This window comes from Comamonas denitrificans, assembly GCF_017368815.1.
Lineage (GTDB): Bacteria > Pseudomonadota > Gammaproteobacteria > Burkholderiales > Burkholderiaceae_C > Comamonas > Comamonas denitrificans.
This window is the reverse complement of record NZ_JAFNME010000034.1, coordinates 1-20,039: the sequence shown is the minus strand read 5'-3', so window position 1 is coordinate 20,039 and position 20,039 is coordinate 1. Positions and strand designations below refer to the sequence as shown.

At 59.8% G+C, this 20,039-nt stretch carries 22 protein-coding genes and 1 tRNA gene; 6 read left to right on the top strand and 17 right to left on the bottom strand.

Annotation, left to right across the window (positions count from 1 at the left end; all coding sequences use genetic code 11):
* The coding region (locus tag J1777_RS12440) for a hypothetical protein (protein ID WP_207576017.1) at positions 1-205 on the top strand (205 nt) is incomplete at its 5' end.
* Positions 206-682: 477 nt separating this feature from the next.
* On the opposite strand, the gene J1777_RS12435 is transcribed toward J1777_RS12440, so the two are convergent.
* The 3 genes from J1777_RS12435 to J1777_RS12425 are packed head-to-tail and all read right to left on the bottom strand — an operon-like array spanning position 683 to position 4,543.
* Complete coding sequence (locus tag J1777_RS12435; protein ID WP_207576016.1) at positions 683-940, bottom strand: glutaredoxin domain-containing protein; 258 nt, start codon at positions 938-940, stop codon at positions 683-685.
* Between the two features lie 31 nt (positions 941-971).
* A complete protein-coding gene (locus tag J1777_RS12430; protein ID WP_207576015.1) occupies positions 972-2,069 on the bottom strand; it encodes a ribonucleotide-diphosphate reductase subunit beta in 1,098 nt (365 codons plus the stop codon).
* A gap of 17 nt (positions 2,070-2,086) precedes the next feature.
* A complete protein-coding gene (locus J1777_RS12425; RefSeq protein ID WP_207576014.1) occupies positions 2,087-4,543 on the bottom strand; it encodes a ribonucleoside-diphosphate reductase subunit alpha in 2,457 nt (818 codons plus the stop codon).
* A 323-nt stretch (positions 4,544-4,866) separates the two neighbouring features.
* On the opposite strand from J1777_RS12425, the gene argJ reads away from it, so the two are divergent.
* From argJ to J1777_RS12405, 4 genes are all read left to right on the top strand, one after another.
* On the top strand, positions 4,867-6,099 hold the full coding sequence (gene argJ / locus J1777_RS12420) for a bifunctional glutamate N-acetyltransferase/amino-acid acetyltransferase ArgJ (protein ID WP_207576013.1): 1,233 nt from the start codon (positions 4,867-4,869) through the stop codon (positions 6,097-6,099).
* Between the two features lie 102 nt (positions 6,100-6,201).
* On the top strand, positions 6,202-7,167 hold the full coding sequence (locus tag J1777_RS12415) for an ATP-binding protein (protein ID WP_207576012.1): 966 nt from the start codon (positions 6,202-6,204) through the stop codon (positions 7,165-7,167).
* Entirely contained in the window at positions 7,151-7,633 is a 483-nt protein-coding gene (locus tag J1777_RS12410) for an NUDIX domain-containing protein (protein WP_207576011.1), read from the top strand. Before J1777_RS12415 ends, J1777_RS12410 begins: the two co-directional genes overlap by 17 nt.
* A 7-nt stretch (positions 7,634-7,640) precedes the next feature.
* The gene (locus J1777_RS12405) at positions 7,641-8,837 is read left to right on the top strand and encodes a sugar transporter (protein ID WP_207576010.1); all 1,197 of its coding nucleotides are present in this window, start codon (positions 7,641-7,643) and stop codon (positions 8,835-8,837) included.
* A 293-nt stretch (positions 8,838-9,130) separates the two neighbouring features.
* Here the strand turns inward: J1777_RS12405 and J1777_RS12400 are convergent.
* The 8 genes from J1777_RS12400 to J1777_RS12365 form a co-directional block, all read right to left on the bottom strand.
* Positions 9,131-9,206, bottom strand: a tRNA-Thr gene (locus J1777_RS12400).
* A 34-nt stretch (positions 9,207-9,240) separates the two neighbouring features.
* Complete coding sequence (locus tag J1777_RS12395; protein WP_207576009.1) at positions 9,241-9,732, bottom strand: ClpXP protease specificity-enhancing factor; 492 nt, start codon at positions 9,730-9,732, stop codon at positions 9,241-9,243.
* Between the two features lie 40 nt (positions 9,733-9,772).
* Positions 9,773-10,387, bottom strand: coding sequence for a glutathione S-transferase N-terminal domain-containing protein (locus J1777_RS12390; RefSeq protein ID WP_207576008.1), 615 nt, complete (start codon positions 10,385-10,387; stop codon positions 9,773-9,775).
* 106 nt (positions 10,388-10,493) lie between these two features.
* Positions 10,494-11,228 (bottom strand): cytochrome c1, encoded by a 735-nt coding sequence (locus J1777_RS12385; RefSeq protein ID WP_207576022.1) that lies wholly within the window; start codon positions 11,226-11,228, stop codon positions 10,494-10,496.
* A 23-nt stretch (positions 11,229-11,251) separates the two neighbouring features.
* A complete protein-coding gene (locus J1777_RS12380) occupies positions 11,252-12,661 on the bottom strand; it encodes a cytochrome b (RefSeq protein WP_207576007.1) in 1,410 nt (469 codons plus the stop codon).
* A gap of 11 nt (positions 12,662-12,672) precedes the next feature.
* Entirely contained in the window at positions 12,673-13,269 is a 597-nt protein-coding gene (gene petA / locus J1777_RS12375; RefSeq protein ID WP_207576006.1) for a ubiquinol-cytochrome c reductase iron-sulfur subunit, read from the bottom strand.
* 198 nt (positions 13,270-13,467) lie between these two features.
* On the bottom strand, positions 13,468-14,511 hold the full coding sequence (pdxA, locus tag J1777_RS12370; protein ID WP_207576005.1) for a 4-hydroxythreonine-4-phosphate dehydrogenase PdxA: 1,044 nt from the start codon (positions 14,509-14,511) through the stop codon (positions 13,468-13,470).
* Positions 14,512-14,531: 20 nt separating this feature from the next.
* On the bottom strand, positions 14,532-15,284 hold the full coding sequence (locus tag J1777_RS12365; RefSeq protein ID WP_207576004.1) for a Nif3-like dinuclear metal center hexameric protein: 753 nt from the start codon (positions 15,282-15,284) through the stop codon (positions 14,532-14,534).
* A 75-nt stretch (positions 15,285-15,359) separates the two neighbouring features.
* Here J1777_RS12365 and J1777_RS12360 point away from each other — a divergent pair, with 75 nt between their 5' ends.
* The gene (locus J1777_RS12360; protein WP_207576003.1) at positions 15,360-16,511 is read left to right on the top strand and encodes a trypsin-like peptidase domain-containing protein; all 1,152 of its coding nucleotides are present in this window, start codon (positions 15,360-15,362) and stop codon (positions 16,509-16,511) included.
* Between the two features lie 75 nt (positions 16,512-16,586).
* Here J1777_RS12360 and tatC read toward each other — a convergent pair whose 3' ends face one another.
* From tatC to J1777_RS12330, 6 genes are all read right to left on the bottom strand, one after another.
* Positions 16,587-17,372 (bottom strand): twin-arginine translocase subunit TatC, encoded by a 786-nt coding sequence (tatC, locus tag J1777_RS12355; protein WP_207576002.1) that lies wholly within the window; start codon positions 17,370-17,372, stop codon positions 16,587-16,589.
* Positions 17,373-17,405: 33 nt separating this feature from the next.
* Entirely contained in the window at positions 17,406-17,912 is a 507-nt protein-coding gene (tatB, locus tag J1777_RS12350) for a Sec-independent protein translocase protein TatB (RefSeq protein ID WP_207576001.1), read from the bottom strand.
* 54 nt (positions 17,913-17,966) lie between these two features.
* Entirely contained in the window at positions 17,967-18,209 is a 243-nt protein-coding gene (gene tatA, locus J1777_RS12345) for a Sec-independent protein translocase subunit TatA (RefSeq protein ID WP_207576000.1), read from the bottom strand.
* Positions 18,210-18,299: 90 nt separating this feature from the next.
* Positions 18,300-18,683 carry a histidine triad nucleotide-binding protein gene (locus tag J1777_RS12340; protein WP_207575999.1) on the bottom strand — a complete coding sequence of 128 codons (384 nt, stop codon included), beginning with the start codon at positions 18,681-18,683 and terminating at the stop codon, positions 18,300-18,302.
* A 24-nt stretch (positions 18,684-18,707) separates the two neighbouring features.
* Complete coding sequence (locus tag J1777_RS12335) at positions 18,708-19,745, bottom strand: patatin-like phospholipase family protein (protein ID WP_207575998.1); 1,038 nt, start codon at positions 19,743-19,745, stop codon at positions 18,708-18,710.
* Positions 19,720-19,959, bottom strand: coding sequence for a DUF4870 family protein (locus J1777_RS12330; protein WP_207575997.1), 240 nt, complete (start codon positions 19,957-19,959; stop codon positions 19,720-19,722). Before J1777_RS12330 ends, J1777_RS12335 begins: the two co-directional genes overlap by 26 nt.
* Positions 19,960-20,039: the final 80 nt, after the last annotated feature.

Sequence of the window (20,039 nt, the reverse complement as noted above, 5' to 3'; positions counted from 1 at the left end):
CCACAGGCGCGAAGTGAGTTCTGCGGTGCCAAAGCTGCGCAGCACGCCTTCTTTGCGTCCTTTCTTGCGCGGGCAAGAAAGGATGTCGCCCGCCGGGGCGAGACCCGGCCAGCGAACAAAAAATCAAATAAGAAAGCAGCTACCGCACGCCAAGCTTGAACACCAAGGAAAAATTATAAAAAAACCCCGAAAAATCAAGCGGTAACAACTATTGAAAAAATAGCATTTGGCCTCTGGCTGCTTCTTTAAATTCTTACGAATGTTGCTTTCCAAAACCAGAAGCGAAGCTGCGCAGCAAGCGAGCCAGCCATTCCATAACAACGTATCCATCAGGGCGCAGCCGCAAGAACAACCAAGCCGCATCCCGTCTGACTTACCGCAGTTGTCCGAACGCAGCGCCACAGGCGCGAAGTGAGTTCTGCGGTGCCAAAGCTGCGCAGCACGCCTTCTTTGCGTCCTTTCTTGCGCGGGCAAGAAAGGATGTCGCCCGCCGGGGCGAGACCCGGCCAGCGAACAAAAAATCAAAAAAACAAAGCAACTACCGCACACCCACCTTAAAAAAACCAAAAAACCCAAGCGCTAAAAACCACAAAAAAATAGCTGCAACCGCTGAAAATATCGCGGTTGCAGCTATTTTTACGCCTAAATGCTTACTGCCACTGCGGCAGCAGCTCTCTTTTTATTAAGCCGTCGTCGCCGTCAGCTGGCGCAGGTGGGTGCGCAAATCCTCATAGCCGCCGACGTAGGTGCTGCCTTCATCGGTGCGCACAAAAATTTGCGGCAGGCTGCGCACGGGTTGGCCGACCTGCTCTTGCAGCGCCTCGGCGGTGATGTCCTCGCCCACGGTCAAATACTGAAACGGCAGCGATTGAATTTGGCACAGCATGCGGGTTTTGTCGCAGTTCACGCAACCGGCTTTGCCGTAAATGATGACTTCCATAAAAAACTCCTGATAACAATAACGACAAGGTTTAAAAATCAACGTCGAACACTTGGTTCTCGTCGGTGCGGCGCATCACGCCGACTTTGTAGGCGGCAATGTCCTGCTCTTGCGGGGAGGCCTGGGTTTTGGAGATGTTGAGCCATTTCTCCATGAACTTCAGCGGGTTATGCGCCGGCAGGGTGTATTTGTCGGTGCTCAGGCCAAAGAGTTGGTAAACGTCTTTGGCGCAGTACAGCGTCCAGGCCGAGAGGCGGTCGGCATTCATGCCCACCAGCTCGCGCCCTTCGGAGAACAGGTAGTTAATCCAGCGCAGTTCGCTCTCGACCACTTCCTCGATCATTTTTTCGATCTGCTCGCGGCACTGGGCAAAGGCGGTTTGGCCGCGCTCGGTTTTCAGCTCGTTGAGCAGCACGACGCGGTCAAGTTCGGCGTGGATTTCCAGCTCGTCCTGGGCAATTTTTTGAATTGCCTTGCCAATTGGCTGGAACAGGCCGGTGTCGCAAATGGCAAAGGTGACGGCAAAGCTGGCCATGAACTGGATGCGCTCCATGCAGAGCAGGGCCACGATGGTCATGAACACGGCGTTGTACGTGTCTTGGTCGTTGGGCAGCTGGCCGATGGCGTATTTGTGCGCGGCTTCGTAGCCAACGGCAAAGGCTTTGGCCACTTCGCTCAGGCGGTCGTGCGCCTCTTGCACGCGCAAAATTTCGTCGAGGATGACGCTGGGATCGTCAAACGAGTTGCGCACAATTTCAGAGTAAGTGGCGGCGTGCACCACTTCGTTGTCCGAGATGCGCTGCCAAGCGGCCCACAGCTCGCTGGAGGTGATGAAGGGGGCCAGCACTGGCGCAATGGCGCGCGAGGCGACCGAGTCGGCCTCCCACTGCCAGGCCAGGGTTTTGATCATCATGTCGTAGGTGGCGCGGGTGCAGCTTTTGAACTCGGCGTTGCAGCTGGAGTAGTCAAACTCGTTTTCGTCCCAGTCCAGCGACTTTTGCGCTTTATACAGCTTCCAGATTTCCGGGTAGTGGCGATTGACGGTATCGAACAGGCCCGGGCGCTGGCCCAGCAGCAGCAGGGGTTTTGCGTAATCGGTTTTGTCGTAGTTGAAGACGGTATCGGTCATGGCAGCTCTCCTTGGGCTTACAGGGTGCAGGCTTCGCAATCGGCATCTTCATCGCCGGCCGGGATGCCGACCGGGGCGATGGTCTGGGCAGCGGGAAGGTCGTCCACTTGGCGCATGCCGTTGGACGTTTTTTGGTTCATGTAGTACTTGGACTTCAGGCCCAGTTTGACGCGGTACAGGTAGTCCGAGATCAGCTCGGACGAGGCGATCGAGGCATCGCCAATCACGCGGCGGTAGAAGTCGGCAGAGATGCCCTGGTCGGTCCACTTTTGCATGATGGCGTACATCTCGGTCATGTCCTGGGTGGGCACGTCCCAGGCCGATTCGTACTGGGCGGCCAGGGTGTCGCTGTCGGGGGCGGCCCAGTAGTTCACGCGCTGGTTGTCGGTTTTGATCATGGTCAGCTCGCGCACCGGGTACAGGCCGTTGGTGGTGCCCGAGGCGTTGGCGCTGGTCTCGGTGGGCATGTGCGCCACCAGCACCGAGTTGCGGATGCCGCCATTGGCGACGATGGCGCGGCGCAGCGCCTCCCAGTCGTAGCGCAGGCTGAAGGGGGCGATTTTGTCCACGTGCTGGTTGCAGGTGTCCAGCGGCAGCCAGCCTTCGGGCCAGCGGGTTTTGTGCATCCACGGGGCGTTGCCCAGCTCTTTGCCCAGTTTGAGGCTGGCGTTGAGCAGGTGGTAGTAGTGGCGTTCGGCCACTTCGTGCAAGAACTGCTTGCCTTCTTGGTTGGTGTAGCGCTTGCCTTCTTTGGCCATCAGGTGCGCCAGGCCCAAAATGCCCACGCCAGCGTTCAGGCGCTTGCGCGAGGTCACACCCACCTGGGGCAGCTCGTAGTGGGCCAGATGAATGCACTTGTCAATCATCAACAGGGCGTAATAGGCCACTTCGGCGTATTGCTCTTCGGATTCGACGTTGGAGACGACGATGCCCGCCAGATTGCAGGTGGCCACTTCGGGGGAAGAGCGGCGCACGATGAAGTCAATCGGCGTGCCGTCCAGCGCATCGCCCGCTTGCAGGTCATCGGGCCACATCAGGCGGCTTTGCGAGCCGCGCTGCACCTGCACCTGGGTCTTGCCGGGCAGGGTGCGGCGCGTGCCGTTGGCCATTTGCACCTCGACAAAAGAGATGTCGTCCTCGGCGTACAACTCGGTCACGTGGTTGTACGGCGCGGTGGGCAGGGCAATTTCGGCGCACAGGTTGGAGCTGTAAATCGTGTCTTTGAACGGCGTGTGGCGGTTCATCTCCGAGATGTTGTGCTCGTACACGCGGCCGGTTTCGTTCCACTCGTTGCTGGCGGTAATCAAGAGCTCGCGGGCGCTGACCCAGGTTTTGGGGAAATTCTCATCGGCCGCGTAGCGCTCGTAGATTTCCTCAAACTTGGCTTCATCGCCGCTGTACAGCGCCGCCTGCAGGTCGGGGGCGGTAAACACGTTGAACAAAAAGATGTCTTCGTTGCGGGCCACCTTGCGGGCAAAAAAGCGGTTGCCGCCCCAGGAATAATCCATGCCACGGATTTTTTTGTCCTCGGTGGACATGGGGTTCTTCAGGCGCAGCAGGGTGTCCACTTCGGGGTCGAAGATGGGAAAGTAGGTCGTGCACGCGCCGCCCCGGCCATTTTGCAAATTGGATTTAACCTCGGCCACCAGCGCCCGGTAGTAGGGCAGCTTGCCCTGGTGGCGGATGACACCGCCACGCACGGGATCGTTGATCGAGCGGGTGTTGATATGCGCCCCAATGCCAGCGCTCATGTACGTCATGGTGTTGGCAATGTGGTTGCCCACGGCAATCGAGCGGGCGTTGTCCCCCACCGTGTACAGGCAGCAGCTGGCGTAGCCGCGCAGCGGTGTGCCCAGGTTCACATGGTTGGGCGTAGGGGCGTTGATGCGGTTTTTCGACAAATGCTCGTAAAAACGCTGCACGTCGCGCATGCGCCGCTCGCGCGGCTGATCGACGGACAGCGCCATGGCCATGCGCATGTAGATGAACTGGGGCGATTCGTAATAAACGCCCTTGACCCGGTCGGCAATGGCGTATTTGGTCAGGTGGGTGTGCAGCTGGTAGTGGGCGTATTCAAAATCGCGCTCGTGGTCGATCCATTCCTGAATTACCGCGTATTCCGATTCGGAATAGTCCAGCATCTCCATAAACCCCAGCTGCTGCAGCTGGCGGTGCAAATCCAGCACCGTGGGGCGGCGGTTGCGGTACAAATCCTTGCGGATCAAGGTGGCGTACAAACGCCCGGCCATGCGGTTGTACGACCAGGTATCAAAATTAAGGCAGGTGCGAATGAGCTGCTGCTGCAGCTCGCGCGAGGTGGCCGTGGTGGACATGGAGGACACCGTCTCCAGCACCGCCGAAGGCCAGTCCACCGAATCACCCAAAGACTGCGCGGCCCACTCCCCCCACTGGTTGAGCTTGGAGGGGGTGAACGGCTCGGTGTGGCCGTCGCGCTTGATGATGGATTCGAGCATGGTGTTTTTTAGCAAAAAAGACCGCGCATTTCGAAGAATTCGCGGTCAGTATCAATCTAGGAGCAAGAAAGGTAGCGTTGGCATGGAAAACACAATCCCTAGTGTTTTTTTACCCCGATAACGCTACCGGTAGTGTTTGGATTGTAATCCGCTTCATTCTTCAAAAATAATAGCAAGAAGGGTCAAAGGGGGAAATGGCGGCTGACTTGACGGCACGAAACGGCCCCGATTTAAGCCGTTCCCCAAACCGAAAACCACTGCTGCAGCCCGCATAATTCCCAGCTTGTTCTCAACCCGTCATGCCAGCAAAGGATGTCTCGCCCATGCCCGTCAATCTTCCCCTGCCCCACGCTGTCGATTTACACCCCGTTGCCGGTGTGCGCATTGGCGTGACCGAAGCCGGTGTGCGCAAAGCCAACCGCAAAGACGTGAGTGTTTTTCTGCTCGACGAAGGCACCAGCGTGGCCGGGGTGTTTACGCAAAACCGCTACTGCGCCGCGCCCGTGCAGGTCTGCCGTGAGCATTTGGCAGGCGGCCAAGGCGTTCGCGCCCTGCTCATCAATACGGGCAATGCCAATGCCGGCACCGGGGCCGATGGCCTGGCCCGCACCCGCGCCACCTGCGCCGCCTTGGCCCAGGAATTGGGCGTGGCCCCGGCGCAAATCCTGCCGTTTTCTACCGGCGTGATCATGGAGCCGCTGCCGGTCGAGCGCATTACGGCCGGTCTGCCCGCGGCCATTGCCAACGCCCAGGCAGACCACTGGCTGGCCGCCGCCGAAGGCATCATGACCACCGACACCCAGCCCAAGGCCTACAGCCGCCAGGTAACGGTGGATGGCAAAACCGTGACCGTTACCGGCATCAGCAAGGGCGCGGGCATGATTCGCCCCAACATGGCGACCATGCTGGGCTTTTTGGCCACCGATGCGGCCATTGCCCCGGCACTGCTGCAAGGGCTGGCCCGGGAGCTGGCCGAGGGCTCGTTCAACCGCGTGACGATTGATGGCGACACCTCGACCAACGACTCCTTCATCGTCATGGCCACACACCAGGCGGGCAATGCACCGATCACCGATTGGAACGCCAGCGCCGATGCCCAAGCGCTGAAAACCGCCCTGCAGGACGTGGCCCGCCTGCTGGCCCAGGCCATCGTGCGCGATGGCGAGGGCGCGACCAAGTTCATCACCGTGCAGGTCGATGGTGGCCAGACCGAGGAGGAATGCCGCCTGGCCGCCTACGCCATTGCCCATTCGCCGCTGGTGAAAACCGCCTTCTACGCCAGCGACCCAAACCTGGGCCGCATCCTGGCTGCCGTGGGCTACGCGGGCATTGCCGACCTGGACCAAAACCGCATCGAGCTGCACCTGGACGATGTGCACGTGGTCACCCAGGGCGGGCGCAACCCGGCCTACCGCGAAGAAGACGGCCAGCGCGTCATGAAGCAAAGCGAAATCACCGTGCGCGTCCACCTGGGCCGTGGCCAGGCCAGCCAGACGGTGTGGACCTGCGATTTCAGCCACGACTACGTGACGATCAACGCCGATTACCGTTCCTGATCATTATTCAAATTGAATAGCTTCTTCCGCTGATAAACAAACGATTTAAGCATTAAAAATACCTGAAATCGTTTGTTTACTAGCGGAAGCAGCTTCTTTTTCATGCAAGATACCGATCTCTCCACTTCCTCCCCACTGGAACGCCTGGTGGCCCGCGCCGAGCAGCTCATGCAGCGCATCGAGGCCGTGCTGCCCCAGCCGCTGCAAGCGCCGGCCGACTGGGGCGCGGCGATTGCCTGGCGCTACCGCAAGCGCGCCAACGGCTGCGGCGTGCTGGAGCCGGTGCGCCACGTCGGTGCGATGCAGCTGTCCGACCTGCAAAACATTGATGCACAAAAGGAAAAAATCGCCCGCAATACCGAGCAGTTCGTGCAGGGCCGCACCGCCAACAACGTGCTGCTGACCGGCGCGCGCGGCACGGGCAAATCGTCGCTGATTCGCGCCTGCCTGCATGCTTATGCCGATCAGGGCCTGCGCTTGATTGAGGTGGACAAGGCCGATTTGACCGACCTGCCCGACATCGTGGAAGTGGTGGCGGCGCGGCCCGAGTCCTTCATCATTTACTGCGACGACCTGAGCTTTGAAGAGGGCGAACCGGGCTACAAGGCCATGAAATCCATCCTGGACGGCTCGGTCAGTGCCGCCACGCCCAACGTGCTGGTGTACGCCACCAGCAACCGCCGCCACCTGCTGCCCGAGTACCTGAGCGACAACCTGCAAACCTCCAAGGGCCAGGATGGCGAAATCCACCCCGGCGAGGTGGTGGAAGAAAAAATCTCTCTCTCCGAACGCTTTGGCCTGTGGGTCAGCTTCTACCCCTTCAGCCAGGACGAGTACCTGCGCGTGGTGGCGCAATGGCTCTCCAGCCTGGGGTTGGATGCGGCGGCCATTGAGGCGGCCAAGGCCGAAGCCCTGGTCTGGGCGCTAGAGCGCGGCTCGCGCAGTGGCCGCGTGGCCCAGCAGTTTGCGCGCGACTACGCTGGCCGCAGCCCTGAGGGGCCGCCAACAGCCACGGCCCGCCCCCGCATTGCCGACATAGCAGGACTGAGCGATGGTGCAGAAATCTAAAACGCTGGCTGCAGCCCTTCCCACACGGATCGAAGTGGCCGTGGGCATTCTCATTCGCGCAAGCGACGGTGCCTTGCTGCTGACCAGCCGCCCAAGCGGCAAAGTGCGGGCGGGCTGGTGGGAGTTTCCCGGTGGCAAGCTCGAAGCGGGCGAATCCGTAGAGCAAGCCCTGCGCCGCGAACTCCAAGAGGAGATTGGCATCATCATTGGCAACTGCCTGCCCTGGCAGATCACCGAGCACGACTACCCCCACGCCCAGGTGCGCCTGCACTGGTGCAAGGTCACGCAGTGGCAGGGCGAACTGGTCATGCGCGAGGGCCAAGCGATGGCTTGGCAGCAATTGCCGCTGGACGTGCGCCCGGTGCTGGAGGGGGCGCTGCCCGCACTGCAGTGGCTCAGTGCAGAGCGCGGGCTGCCGTTTGATGCCCGCGTGTACGCCACCGAGGATGCCGCCCACGGCGCTTGACCCTGCTATGACAACACCACACGCCGCGCCGCAAGGCAGCGGCCAGCACGCGGCATGGCTGGGCGTGCTGGCCCTGACCTTGGGCGCTTTTATCTTCAACACCAGCGAGTTTGTTCCGGTGGGCCTGCTGGCCAGCATCGGCCAAAGTTTTGCCATGCGCCCCGAGCAGACCGGTGTGCTGCTCACCCTGTACGCCTGGGTGGTGGCCTTGGCCTCTGTGCCGCTGATGCTGCTCACCCGCCGCTGGGAGCGGCGGCGCTTGCTGCTGTGGGTGTTTGCCCTGTTTATCGCCTGCCAAGCCCTCACCGGCCTGGCCACAAGCTTTGCCCTGCTGGCCCTGGCCCGCCTGGGGGTGGCAGTGGCCCATGCTGTGTTTTGGTCGATTACCGCCTCGCTGGTGGTGCGCATTGCCCCCACCGGCAAAAAAGCGCAGGCACTGAGCCTGTTGGCCACTGGCACCACCCTGGCCATGGTGCTGGGCGTGCCCTTGGGCCGCATCGTTGGCGAAGCCCTCGATTGGCGCAGCAGCTTTTGGCTGATTGGCGCCGTCGCCATCCTGGTTGCCGTGGTACTGGCCCGCAGCCTGCCACCACTGCCCAGTGAAGATGCCGGCAGTGTGGCCAGCATCCCCGTGCTGCTGCGCCGCCCGGCCTTGATGGCCATTTTTGGCTTGCAAGGCCTGGTCGTCACCGCCCAGTTCATCCTGTACAGCTACATCGAGCCCTGGGTGCAAGTGCACGCAGGCCATAGCCCGGCGGTGACCACCTCGGTACTGCTGCTCTTTGGCGCGGCCAGCATCCTGGGCAGCCTCTTGTTTAGCCGTTGGGGCCTGAAGTTGCCGCTGGGCTTTTTGCTCTGCGCCCTGGCCACCTTGGCAAGCTGCCTGGGTGTGCTGAGCTGGGCCGGGCACGCCGCCGCCAGCCTGTACGCCCTGACCGTGGTGTGGGGGGCCGCCATCATGGCGGTGGTGCTGCCCATGCAAGCCCTGGTGCTGCACTGGAGCCGCGATGCCACCGACGTGGGCATGGCGATTTTCTCCAGTGTGTTCAATCTGTCCATCGGGGCCGGCGCGTTGCTGGGCAGTCAAATGGGGCAGCACCTGGGGCTGGGCAGCTTGCCCCCCAGTGCCGCCGCGCTGGCTGGATTGGCCTTGTGGTGGACACTGTGGGCCCAGCGCCGCTGGCAGATGGTGCGGGCAGGGTAACCGCCGGATAACCATCCAGGGCAAGCCGGGTTTCCTTTCCATCCCGGTACCACTTCTGAAGCCAGCGCTTAGTCAGACGCTTCTGCTTTTTTGTCAGGTGACGATCAGGCATTCGGCATGGGGCCTGCATATCGTTCCCCGGCGTGGTTGTTTCTCTTCTACCGGGGTAGCGTTCCCCGGTCACGGGTTGGCTGTCAATGCTTGCCCTTGGCCATCCTTACCCTGTAAGCCCCTTGCTTTTCAATGAAAAAGGCCCCGAGGTGTATGTACCTAGGGGCCTTTTTTTTATTAGATGGTGCCGGTTGTCGGATTCGAACTGACGACCTACCGCTTACAAGGCGGGTGCTCTACCAACTGAGCTAAACCGGCAAATGAACCAAAGCGTGCGATTGTAGCTTGAAAATTACTTCACCAGCTTCAAAGCAGGGCGTTTTGTTGGCGGAGGAGGCAAATCATCGTCTTGCGGCGCGTGGTCCTGCTCCGATGGCGGGTTTTCTTGGCTGCTGACCAACTGCACTTTGGCGCTGGCCGCAGGGCGGGACGCGGGCGGCACCACATCGTCCATGGCTTGCGGCTCTTCAGGGGGGAAGGACATGCCTTGCCCCGTTTCACGGGCGTAGATGGCCAACACCCGCCCCACCGGAACCATGATCTCGTGGGGCTTGCCCCCAAAACGGGCCTTGAAATGAACAAATTCATTGCCCATTTGCAGGCCACTGGTGGCATCGTAGCTGGCGTTGAGCACGATTTGCCCATCCTGCACAAAGGCCAAAGGAACTTGAACGCTTTCATCTACCTGCACGACCAAGTAGGGGGTCAGCCCATTGTCAGTACACCATTCATGCAGGGCCCGTAGCAGGTAGGGGCGGGTAGAGGTTGTGCGGATTTCGTTCATAACAGTCCTTTGTGCAGCCAAGTAACTAAGCCGTCAAAGCTTATTTACGCATCACCTTTTCAGAAGGTGTCAGCGCTTCAATATACGCAGGGCGCGAGAAGATACGCTCGGCATACTTGAGTAGCGGTGCGGCGTTTTTGGACAGCTCAATACCGTAGTAATCCAAGCGCCACAGCAAGGGGGCGATGGCCACATCCAGCATCGAGAAGTTCTCGCCCAGCATGTATTTGTTTTTCAAAAATACCGGTGCCAATTGCGTCAAACGGTCACGAATATGGGTGCGGGCTTTTTCCTGCTCCTTGTCGTGGCCTTTTTTGCCAGTGGTTTGCTCCAACGTATTCACGTGGGCAAAGAGCTCTTTTTCAAAATTGAGCAAGAACAGACGCACACGGGCACGATCTACCGGATCCCCCGGCATCAGCTGGGGGTGAGGAAAGCGCTCATCAATGTATTCGTTGATGATGTTCGACTCGTACAAAATCAAATCGCGCTCCACCAGAATAGGAACTTGGCCATAAGGATTCATGGCCATGATTTCCTCGGGCTTGCTGAACAAGTCCACATCACGGATTTCAAAATCCATGCCTTTTTCAAACAGCACGAAGCGGCTACGGTGGGAGTAAGGACAGGTGGTTCCCGAATAAAGCACCATCATGGCGAGAGCTCCTAAAAATCAAAAAGAGTGGGCCGCCTTGGGTAGCGCCCACTCTGGCTTTCAGCCAAGGACTGCACAGGACAATCTTTGGCTGTACGTGTTGTGATTATTTAACGTCTTTCCAGAAAGCTGCATTCAGCTTCCAGGCAATCACGATAAAGATACCCAAGAAAATCAGCACACCGATACCGATGTTTTTACGGGCGGCTTGGGCAGGTTCACCCATCCATTGTAGGTAGTTCACCAAGTCACCCACTTGCTGGTCGTATTCTTGCTCGCTCAAAGTGCCGGGGGTGATTTGCTCCCAGCCTTTGAAATGGTCGCCTTCAAACACCGCGCGGCGCTGGCCTTGCAGCTCCCACATCACGTGTGGCATACCCACATTGGGGAAGGCCAGGTTATTCCAGCCGGTGCCTTTGGTCTCATCGCGGTAGAAAGTGCGCAAGAAAGTGTAGAGGTAGTCGGCACCACTGCCGCCGCTGCCAGCACGCGAGCGGGCAATCACCGTCAGATCGGGAGGGTTGGCACCAAACCAGCTTTTGGCTTGCTTGGGGTCAATCGCCGAAATCATGGTTTCACCGATTTTGTCGGTGGTGAACAGCAGATTGTCTTTGATCTCTTGCTCAGACAAGCCAATGTCTTGCAAGCGGTTAAAGCGCATGAAAGCAGCCGAGTGGCAGCTCAGGCAGTAGTTCACAAACAGCTTGGCACCATTTTGCAAGGAGGCCTGGTTGCTGACATCAACCGGTGCTTTGTCCCAAGCAACAGCGCTACCGCCGGCAGCTTGTGCGCCCGTGACAATGCCCAAGGTGGCAATCAGCGAAAGGATAAATTTTTTCATCATGGTTTATTACTCCTGGCCGATCAGTGGGGCTTGAAGGTCACACGATCAGGCACCGGTTTGGTGGCACCGATGCGACTCCACCAAGGCATCAGCAAGAAGAAGCCAAAGTAGAACAGCGTACCAATTTGCGACACTTTCTCACCCAACGGGAAGGGGGGCAGCACGCCAAGGTAGCCAAGCACAAAGAAGTTCACCACAAAGACGGCGTACAAGGCTTTGTGCCAGCTGGGGCGATAGCGAATCGATTTGACTTCGCAGTAGTCCAGCCAAGGCAGGGCGAACAAGATGACCACAGCGCCACCCATCACCACCACACCCCAGAATTTGGCATCAATGGCCAGCATCAGGGCGATGCCCACGGCGGCACCAGCACCGGCAACAGCCTTGAAGATGCCAGGTGCTTTAAGGATGCCAAACAGACCACCCAAGGCAACGCAGGCGATCAGGGCGTACATCATCTCGGCCGTGATGGCACGCAGCATCGAATAGAAGGGCGTGAAGTACCAAACAGGAGCGATGTGGTTCGGTGTCTGGAACGGATCGGCCGGGATGAAGTTGTTGTACTCCAAGAAGTAGCCGCCAAACTCAGGCGCAAAGAACATCACCGCTGAGAACAGGAACAGGAACACAGCCACGCCAAAAATGTCGTGCACGGTGTAGTAGGGGTGGAAGGGCACACCATCCAGGGGATGGCCATTGGCATCCTTGGGGGCATTGGGCGCTTTGATTTCCACGCCATCGGGGTTGTTCGAACCCACGTCGTGCAGGGCCAACAAGTGGGCCACGACCAGGCCGATCAGCACCAAAGGCACAGCAATCACGTGGAAGCTGAAGAAGCGGTTCAGCGTCGCATCGCCCACCACATAGTCGCCACGGATCAGCAAGGCCAGGTCAGGGCCAATCACGGGCACGGCGGCAAACAGGTTCACGATCACCTGGGCACCCCAGTAGGACATCTGGCCCCAAGGCAGCAGGTAGCCCATGAAGGCTTCGGCCATCAGCGCCAAGAAAATGGCACAGCCAAAAATCCAGACCAATTCGCGTGGCTTGCGATAAGAGCCGTAGATCAAGCCACGGAACATGTGCAGATACACCACGATGAAGAAGGCCGAAGCGCCGGTCGAGTGCATGTAGCGAATCAACCAGCCCCAGGGCACGTCACGCATGATGAACTCAACCGAGGCAAAGGCTTTTTCTGCGTCGGGCTTGTAGTTCATGACCAGGAAGATACCGGTCACGATCTGGATCACCAGCACCAGCAAAGCCAGCGAACCGAAGATGTACCAGAAGTTAAAGTTTTTCGGAGCGTAGTACTCCGACATGTGAACTTTGTAGGCCGAAAACGCCGTTGGAAAACGGTTTTCGAACCAATTCACCACCTTGGCGCCGGTGGGCGCGTTGGGATCAATGTCCTTGAATTCGTGAGCCATGGTGTCTCCCTTCAGGCCTTCTTATCTTCACCGATCAGCAGCTTTGTGTCTGACAGGTACATGTGGGGGGGCACTTCCAGGTTGTCCGGTGCCGGCTTGTTCTTGAACACACGACCGGCCAAGTCAAATGTCGAACCGTGGCAAGGGCAGAAGAAACCGCCTTTCCAATCATCGGGCAGCGAGGGCTGCGGGCCGGGGGTGAATTTACTGGTGGGCGAGCAGCCCAGGTGGGTGCAAATGCCAACCAGCACCGAAAATTCGGGCTTGATCGAGCGCCATTCGTTCTTGGCGTACTCGGGGGTGGGGAAACCCACGCGCTCGGAATTGGGGTCGGCCAATTCAGAATTGAGCGTGCTGAGCTCTTCAAGCTGCTGCTTGGTGCGGCGCAGCACCCAAACGGGTTTACCGCGCCACTCAACCGTTTTCATCTCGCCAGGTTGCAGTGCAGAGATATCCACCTCCACCGCTGCACCTGCAGCCTTGGCCTTCTCAGAAGGCTGGAAGGTGCTTACAAAAGGGACAGCGGCTGCGACGCCGCCTACCGCGCCAGCACAGGCCGACGTGATGATCCACGTCCGCTTGCTGGAGTCGACAGGAGTTTCACTCATGGGGATCCTCGATTAAACATCGCTACATTAGGGAATAACCGGCAAATTGTAGCGGAGCCACTAATGCAACTCCAAACTCCTGCCAGCGTCAAACCCCGTTTTTTCCGCCTGACAAGAGGCTTGACCCGCAATTTCAGGGTTTATCCAGAGAACTTTTTCCGACTGAAGCACTCATGCGCCTTCACTTCGGCGCAAGACCTAGCGCACCGACAAACCGGCCATTTGCCGCGCCATACAAACAGCTTGCACCAAGCTGGCCGGGTCAGCCACTCCTTGTCCGGCGATGTCAAAGGCCGTTCCGTGGTCCGGACTGGTCCGAATCAGCGGCAGCCCCAAGGTCACATTCACGCCCTGCTCAACACCCAAGTATTTGACAGGAATCAAACCCTGGTCGTGGTACATCGCCAACACCACGTCAAATTCCCCAGGGTGATTGGGTGTATTGCGGGCCCGCATGAACACAGTATCCGGGGCCAAGGGGCCCAGCGCATCCACCCCTGCAGCGCGGGCTTGGGCAATGGCGGGGGCGATGGTGTCCACCTCTTCTCGGCCAAACAACCCGCCTTCGCCCGCATGGGGGTTGAGGCCGGCCACGGCAATGCGCGGTGCATGGCCCAGGATGGGGGTGAGCGCGCGGTGCGTAATCAGCAGGGTTTGCACAATGTTCTCGTGCGTTACGGCCTCCAGCGCCTGGCGCAGGCTGACGTGGATGCTGACCAGCACGGTGCGCAGCTCGGGGTTGGCCAGCATCATGCGCACGGGCATCTGCGCAATCGGCACCCCGGCGTGGCGGGCTGCTTGGGCTTGCAGCAATTCGGTGTGCCCCGGAAAGTCCACGCCCGCTGCGTGCAAGGCTTCTTTGTGCAAAGGGGCGGTCACCAAGGCCGCAATCTCCCCGCGCAAAGCGGCATCGGCGGCCCACTGCACACACTGGGCGGCAGCCGCCCCGGCGGCGGCACTTACCTGCCCCCACGGCTGCGGCGGGGGCAGGCCCGGCAAAGGCAGCACCGGAATGCAGCGGGGCGGCACCTGCAAAGCCTCTTGCGGGTGGGCAATCTGTGCCACCGGCAAGCCCCCTTGCCCAGGGGGAACAACCACCTGCGCGGCGCGGCGCAAGGTGGCTACATCGCCCACGACAAAACAATTTTCTAGCGCTTTGCGATGATCTTTAAATGCTTTGGCAATGATTTCAGGCCCAATACCGGCAGAATCACCCATGGTGACAGCTATTGTTTTTGTCATTTTTAACCTAGCGATGGGCTTTAGGCCGGGTTGGCAATTTCAATAAAACGGTGGCTCAGCCCCAGCGCTTGCGCCACGTGCTCGCCCAGTGCGGCAATGCCATAGCGCTCGGTGGCGTGGTGGCCGGCCGCGATAAAGGTCGCCCCCATTTCGCGGGCCAAATGGGCCTGGGGTTCAGAAATTTCGCCCGTGATAAAAGCCTGCGCTCCAGCAGCCAAGGCGGCTTCAAAAAAGCCCTGTGCCCCGCCCGTACACCAGGCCAGGCGAGTAATCGGCTGCTCGGGCGCACCGCTAATCCAGGTGGCACGGCGGCCCAGCGCGTTTTCAACTTGATCGACCAAGGCTTGGGCGCTGGCAAAGGCACACGGGCCAATCAAGCCCAGCTCCTGCTCGCCAAAACTGCCATCGGCCACCACCCCCAGGCGCTGGCCCAGCTGCGCGTTGTTGCCCAGGGTGGGGTGGGCATCCAGCGGCAAGTGGTAGGCGATCAAGTTGATATCGTGCGCCAGCAAAAGGCGCAGCCGCTCTTTGAGCCAGCCCGTCACGCGCCCATCCATGCCGCGCCAAAACAGGCCGTGGTGAACGAGGATGGCATCGGCCCCGTCGGCAATGGCCGCTTCAATCAAGGCCCGGCTGGCCGTCACACCGGTCACGATGTGGCGCACTTGCGCCTTGCCCTGCACTTGCAGGCCATTGGGGCCGTAGTCTTTAAAACGCTCAGGTTGCAGCAGGCCAGCGCAGTGCTGCAGCAGGTGGTCACAGGTAATTTGCATGGCGCAATTGTGCCCAAGTGGCAAGCTGGGGCCAGTGCCATCGCGCACAATGCGGCTTTCTGCCCTCGGACAACTATGAAACGCTATTGGCTTCTTTTCGCCCAGACCGTGACGGTGCTGCTGGCGCTGTATTTCGTGATTGCCACCCTGCAACCGGCCTGGCTGCAGCGCGGCCAAGCGTTTGGCGACACCGGCTTGGTGCTGCTGCAAGCGCCCTCCACCCCGCACACCGAGCCGGTGGCCGGCAGCTTGAGCCACGCCGCCCAGGCGGCCATGCCAGCGGTGGTCAGCATCACCACCAGCCAGGCGGTGCGCCACCCCCGGGCGAATGACCCGTGGTTTCAGTTCTTTTTTGGCGATATCGGCACCCAGCAAAAAACGGGGCTGGGCAGCGGAGTCATCGTCAGCAGCGATGGCTACATCCTGACCAACAACCACGTGGTGGAAGGAGCCGACGAGATCGAAATCAGCCTCACCGATGGCCGCCGCACCAGCGCCACCATCATTGGCACCGACCCCGAATCCGACCTGGCCGTGCTGAAAATCGCCCTGGAGCAGCTGCCCGTGGTGACCCTGGGCAACTCTGACCACATCGCCGTGGGCGACCAGGTGCTGGCCATTGGCAATCCGTTTGGTGTGGGCCAAACCGTCACCAGCGGCATCATCAGTGCCTTGGGGCGCAGCCACCTGGGCATCAATACCTTTGAAAACTTCATTCAAACCGATGCCGCCATCAACCCCGGCAACTCGGGCGGAGCCCTGGTCGATATCAACGGGCATTTGCTGGGCATCAACACCGCGATTTATTCGCGCTCGGGCGGCAGCATGGGCATTGGCTTTGCCATCCCCGTCTCGACAGCCAAGGTGGTGCTGGACGGCATCGTGCGCGAAGGCCAGGTCACCCGCGGCTGGATTGGCGTGGAGCCCGGCGAACTCTCGCCCGAGCTGGCGCAAACCTTTGGCGTGGCCCCAGGCAGCGGCGTGATCATTGCCGGCGTGCTGCAAGCGGGCCCAGCGGCGCAGGCCGGCATGCAACCGGGCGATGTGGTGCGCAGCGTCCACGGCCAACCCACCCGCACCGTCGCCGAGCTGCTGAGCACGGTGGCCGCCTTGCGCCCTGGGCAAAGCTACCGCGTGGAAGTGCTCCGCAACGGACAAACGCAGACCCTGGAGGTAACCCCGGTGCGCCGCCCGGCACCAGCAAAAAACAATAGCTTGCCCCGCTGAAAAAATAAGGGTTTCAGAACGTATTGATTCTGAAACCCTTGTTTTACCAGCGGTAGAAGCTATGCCAATGCTGGTTTAGGCATCTTGCTGGGCATCGTCTTCCGCCGGTTTTTTCTTGGCAAACCAGCTGGCCCCCAAAATTCCCACCTCGTAAAGCAAGCACATGGGCACGGCCAAGGCCAATTGCGAAATCACATCCGGCGGGGTGACCACGGCGGCAATGATGAACGCCACCACGATGAAATAGCCACGAAAGTTTTTCAGTTTGACAATGTCCACAATCCCAAACCGCACCAGCAGCATCACCACAATCGGCACCTGAAACGCCAGACCAAAGGCCAAATACAGCGACAAAATCGCCTCAACGTACGAGGCAATATCGGGCGTGGCGGCCACACTGGCCGGGGTGAAGCCTTGGATGAAGGCAAACATTTTGTCCAGCACAAAAAACTGCACAAAAGCGATGCCCAGATAGGCCAGCAAGCTACCAAAAATAATCAGCGGCAGGGCAAAGCGCTTTTCGTGGCTGTACAAGCCCGGTGCCACAAAGGCCCACAGCTGGTACATGATCCACGGCAGCACGGCCAGCACGCCGACCATCATCAGCACTTTGAGCGGCACAAAAAACGGCGAGAACACGCCCACGGCAATCAGCTTGGCATCGGGCGGCATGTGCGCCCGGATGGGCTGGGCAATCAGGTCAATCAGCCCATTGGGGCCAGGCCAAATGGCCAGCGCAATCACGGCCAGCGCAATGCCATAGACGCTGTAGAGCAAGCGGTCACGCAGCTCAATCAGGTGCTGAACAAACGGCTGCTCGGTACCGGACAGCTCATCTTCAGGGGAAGGTGTAGGGGACATTGGTTCTTTAACAGGCGCTCAAGCGGCAAACGCTTAGCGCTTTTTGGGGCGAAACCGCGCCACGCGGGCCGCGCCCGATTGCACATGGGTGCGCACACCCTGGCGCGATTTGTACCAGCGCGGCACGGCGCTGCGCTTGAGTCGAAAATTTTTGCCTGGGTGCTGGTAGCTTGGCACCACTTGGCTGGCGGCATCGTAGGGGCTGCGCCACGGGGCTTCATCGCTGGTGCTGCCGTGCTGCTGCTCTAGGCTTTTGAGCTCGTTGCTGACGCTGCTGAAGTCTTTCTCCAGCGCTGCGGTGGTCGATTGCACCGAGGTCTGGACATCGCGGGCGGCCGCTTCGACCGACTCTTTCATCTTGCGCAGCTCATCGAGCTCCATCGAGCGATTGACTTCGGCCTTGACATCGGCCACGTAGCGCTGCGCCCGGCCCAAAAGCGAGCCCACGGTGCGGGCCACACGCGGCAGTTTTTCCGGGCCAATCACGATCAGCGCCACCGCGCCGATCAGCGCCATTTTGGACAGGCCTAAATCAAGCATGGCTGTAACCTTGCCCGCAGTTTGGCAATGCGCGGCAACCGAGGGGGCTGCGCATTAGCTTTTTTGCTTGGCTTCAACATCAATGGTGGTTTTTGCTGCGCTGTCTTGGTGCGCAACTTGGCCAGCCTGGGCAGGAGCGGCAGGGTTATCGCCCTCGGAGCCGTCCTTCATGCCTTCTTTGAAGCCTTTGACGGCACCACCCAAATCTTGGCCAATGTTTTTCAGCTTTTTGGTGCCAAAAACCAGCACAACGATCAGTAAAACAACGACCCAGTGCCAAATCGAAAAAGAACCCATGAAAGATACCTCCTAGCAAACGTTGCGCATTGTAGTCGGGGGCTGGGGGATCCCAACGTGCCCGGACTGCTCCCCATCAAGGAAAACCGCTTATTTCTTCCACGGGCGCGGCCCGCCGATCACGTGCACGTGCAAATGGTGCACCTCTTGCCCGCCCTCTTCCCCGGTATTGATCTGCACCCGAAAGCCCCCGGCAGGATAGGGGTTGCAGCCCTCTTGCGCCGCCAGCTGGGGGGCCAGCGTCAGGATGCGGCCCAGCAAAGCGGCATCGGCTGGCTGGGTGTGCGCCAGCGAAGCGATGTGGCGCTTGGGGATGATCAGAAAATGCACCGGGGCCCACGGGGCGATGTCGTGGAAGGCCAGCAACTCTTCGTCTTCATACACTTTGCGGCTGGGGATGTGGCCCGCAGCGATTTTGCAAAAGATGCAATTGTCATCGTGGGCATGGCCCACAGCGGAGGCAGTTTCAATCATGGCATTCAAAATTTTCAACAAAAATCAACAGTGATCGACGATTTGCAGGGTTTGGCGCACCCCAATATCCCCAAAATGGGTGTGCAACCAACGCTGGCCTTGCACCCGCCCCTGTTCAAACAAGCGCAGGATAAAGCTTAAATCCGAGCGGGCTTTGCTGGTTGCGCCCAGTTCACTCAAGGCAGCGCCGCCATCAATGCGGTGCAGCAGCACGTTTTTGTAGCGCTGGGGGTCCAGCTTGCCTTCGGCCAGCAGGCGGCGCACAAAGTCAATCGCCCGCAACTCGCCCAGCAAGCTGGCGTTGAAGGTGACCTCATTGACGCGCTCGGCAATCTCGGCGGCGGTGCTGGGCAGGGTGGTTTGCTGCACCGGGTTGATTTGCACCAGCAGCATATCGGCGCAGGCCGTTTGGTAAATCAGGGGGTAGAGCGCGGGGTTGCCGGAAAAGCCGCCATCCCAGTAGTACTCGCCCTCCACCTCCACCGCTTTGTACAGCTGCGGCAGGCAGGCCGAGGCCATGATGGCATCGGTCGAGATGCGCTGGGCGGTAAAAATCTCGCCTTGGCCGGTGCGCACATTGGTGGCGCAAACAAAGATTTTGGGCATACCGCCCAAGCCTGCGGCGGCGTGCAGCTGCTGAAAATCGACGGTGCGCTGCAGCAGCATGCGCAAGGGATTGATGTCCAGCGGATTGGTTTGGTAGGGGGAGAGGAACTGGCTCATCAGCCCCAGCAAAGGGTTGTTGGCCATGCTGGCGGTAAAAAAGCCCATCGTGCCCACCCCTTCCCACAGCTCGCGCAAAGCCGCGCGCGCGCGTTCGCGGGCCGCTTTGTGGCGGGGTTTGGCATGCTGGGGAAACTCCAGCGCAGCACTGGCAAAGCCGTGGGCCAAGGCCACCGCATTCATCGCGCCAGCGCTGGTGCCGCTGATGCCGGGAAATTCGATGCGCCCATCTTCCAGCAATGCATCAAGCACGCCCCAGGTAAACGCGCCGTGCGAGCCCCCGCCTTGCAAGGCGAGGTTGAGGTGGCGAACCTCAGAGGGGCATGGGTTTGTGGTCATTCCAGAATAGTAATCCCTTGACCATGCGGTAAATCAGCCAAATGACGAGCGCACCCAAAATAAGAAAGCCAATCCCGATGATGGCCGTGATCGTGCCCACCACCGCCCAGGCCAGCCCCCACCAAAAGCTGCGGATCTGCCAGGCGAAATGGCTTTCGTAGAGGGTGGGTAATCCCCCCGTAAAACCAGCGTCTTGAGAAGTAGATGCCTCCAAAGGAGAATCTCTACTATGAAGAAGTCACGTTTTACAGACAGCCAAATCATCGATGCGCTCAAGCGTGCAGAAGCTGGCCT

What these genes read in the sequence shown, in the direction of transcription:
- J1777_RS12435 (WP_207576016.1), bottom strand. Translation starts at nt 940, where the DNA reads ATGGAAGTCATCATTTACGGCAAAGCCGGTTGCGTGAACTGCGACAAA.
- J1777_RS12430 (WP_207576015.1), bottom strand. Translation starts at nt 2,069, where the DNA reads ATGACCGATACCGTCTTCAACTACGACAAAACCGATTACGCAAAACCC.
- J1777_RS12425 (WP_207576014.1), bottom strand. Translation starts at nt 4,543, where the DNA reads ATGCTCGAATCCATCATCAAGCGCGACGGCCACACCGAGCCGTTCACC.
- argJ (WP_207576013.1), top strand. Translation starts at nt 4,867, where the DNA reads ATGCCCGTCAATCTTCCCCTGCCCCACGCTGTCGATTTACACCCCGTT.
- J1777_RS12415 (WP_207576012.1), top strand. Translation starts at nt 6,202, where the DNA reads ATGCAAGATACCGATCTCTCCACTTCCTCCCCACTGGAACGCCTGGTG.
- J1777_RS12410 (WP_207576011.1), top strand. Translation starts at nt 7,151, where the DNA reads ATGGTGCAGAAATCTAAAACGCTGGCTGCAGCCCTTCCCACACGGATC.
- J1777_RS12405 (WP_207576010.1), top strand. Translation starts at nt 7,641, where the DNA reads ATGACAACACCACACGCCGCGCCGCAAGGCAGCGGCCAGCACGCGGCA.
- J1777_RS12395 (WP_207576009.1), bottom strand. Translation starts at nt 9,732, where the DNA reads ATGAACGAAATCCGCACAACCTCTACCCGCCCCTACCTGCTACGGGCC.
- J1777_RS12390 (WP_207576008.1), bottom strand. Translation starts at nt 10,387, where the DNA reads ATGATGGTGCTTTATTCGGGAACCACCTGTCCTTACTCCCACCGTAGC.
- J1777_RS12385 (WP_207576022.1), bottom strand. Translation starts at nt 11,228, where the DNA reads ATGAAAAAATTTATCCTTTCGCTGATTGCCACCTTGGGCATTGTCACG.
- J1777_RS12380 (WP_207576007.1), bottom strand. Translation starts at nt 12,661, where the DNA reads ATGGCTCACGAATTCAAGGACATTGATCCCAACGCGCCCACCGGCGCC.
- petA (WP_207576006.1), bottom strand. Translation starts at nt 13,269, where the DNA reads ATGAGTGAAACTCCTGTCGACTCCAGCAAGCGGACGTGGATCATCACG.
- pdxA (WP_207576005.1), bottom strand. Translation starts at nt 14,511, where the DNA reads ATGACAAAAACAATAGCTGTCACCATGGGTGATTCTGCCGGTATTGGG.
- J1777_RS12365 (WP_207576004.1), bottom strand. Translation starts at nt 15,284, where the DNA reads ATGCAAATTACCTGTGACCACCTGCTGCAGCACTGCGCTGGCCTGCTG.
- J1777_RS12360 (WP_207576003.1), top strand. Translation starts at nt 15,360, where the DNA reads ATGAAACGCTATTGGCTTCTTTTCGCCCAGACCGTGACGGTGCTGCTG.
- tatC (WP_207576002.1), bottom strand. Translation starts at nt 17,372, where the DNA reads ATGTCCCCTACACCTTCCCCTGAAGATGAGCTGTCCGGTACCGAGCAG.
- tatB (WP_207576001.1), bottom strand. Translation starts at nt 17,912, where the DNA reads ATGCTTGATTTAGGCCTGTCCAAAATGGCGCTGATCGGCGCGGTGGCG.
- tatA (WP_207576000.1), bottom strand. Translation starts at nt 18,209, where the DNA reads ATGGGTTCTTTTTCGATTTGGCACTGGGTCGTTGTTTTACTGATCGTT.
- J1777_RS12340 (WP_207575999.1), bottom strand. Translation starts at nt 18,683, where the DNA reads ATGATTGAAACTGCCTCCGCTGTGGGCCATGCCCACGATGACAATTGC.
- J1777_RS12335 (WP_207575998.1), bottom strand. Translation starts at nt 19,745, where the DNA reads ATGACCACAAACCCATGCCCCTCTGAGGTTCGCCACCTCAACCTCGCC.